Annotated in this window: 1 protein-coding gene; it reads right to left on the bottom strand. The window is 66.1% G+C overall.

The genetic code is table 11. The features are described 5' to 3' along the window. On the bottom strand, positions 1–1019 hold a 1019-nt coding region (locus ABD301_RS42155; RefSeq protein ID WP_344315606.1), incomplete at both ends, for a hypothetical protein.

Raw genomic sequence — 1019 nt, 5'->3', positions numbered from 1 at the left:
CAGGTCAGTACGGCCAGCGCCGATCGCGAGCGGGTCCCGGTCAGCCACAAACAGCAGGTGACGCCGACTGCTGGTCTCATCCTCAGTCAGGAACACCTGATTGACATGCACGTCCAGCCCAGACGCGATCTTTTCCTTAGCAGCCAACACATCAGCCCACCCCCTGCCGTACGGGAGGTCCACCACCACCTGCGAACCAGTGCCACGGGAGTCGCGGGTCATCTGCGCCCCAAACTGCACCTGTTGGCCGGGCTTATCCGCGTTGCCGAGCCCGGCGGCGTAGTAGGCGCGCAGCACGATATCGAGGTTCAGCTTGCGAAAACGCGGCGCGATAATCGCCTTGGAGATGATCGGCTTGTGCGCCGGGCGACCCAAATGCGCCAGAGCGCCGAGCAGGATGCCGGCGACGCTGAGGTTCACCCACCCGGGGGCGAGGGTGCACAGCAGCAGCCCGCCCACCGCGACCCCGGCCGTTTGCGCGGCCATCACCCAGCCGCGCCAGCGACGGGTTTCCTTCAACTCCTGCAGCAGATGGTTATAGACCTTCGCGGCCTCCTTCGGGTCCCGGTGCGCGTTGTCCGCCACCGCTTGCCGGACCGGGCCCTGCTCGGTCAACCACCACCACCGCAGTTGCCGCTGCACCAGGCGCACCGCGCCAACCGCGCCGTAGATCGCGGTTTTCCCGCCATACCAAGGAACCCGGACCGCGTGAAACGCGCTGATGTGCAGCCAGCGACGCACCGCCCGGTTGATGGTGCCGCGCAGGTTCCCCAGCAAGAACGCGGCCGGAATGATCGGCTCGCGCCGGTCCTCATCGGCCGGCAGGGCAATCGTGACGCCAGGATCAGCGACCTTGAGCCGCGCGGACTCCGGCGAGTCCGGGTCATCTAGTTCGACCTCAAAAGAGCTGTCATAGCGTTCTACGTCGGTGCCGGGTTTGCGCAGCGGAACCACGTTGTTGCCCGCGCTGCCCTGATCAAGGGCGGCAAACTCAGCGTCCCAGTCAATATTGTTGGGCC

This window comes from Fodinicola feengrottensis (assembly GCF_039530045.1).
Taxonomy (GTDB): Bacteria; Actinomycetota; Actinomycetes; order Mycobacteriales; family HKI-0501; genus Fodinicola; species Fodinicola feengrottensis.
This window is presented reverse-complemented; position numbering and strand designations above follow the sequence as displayed.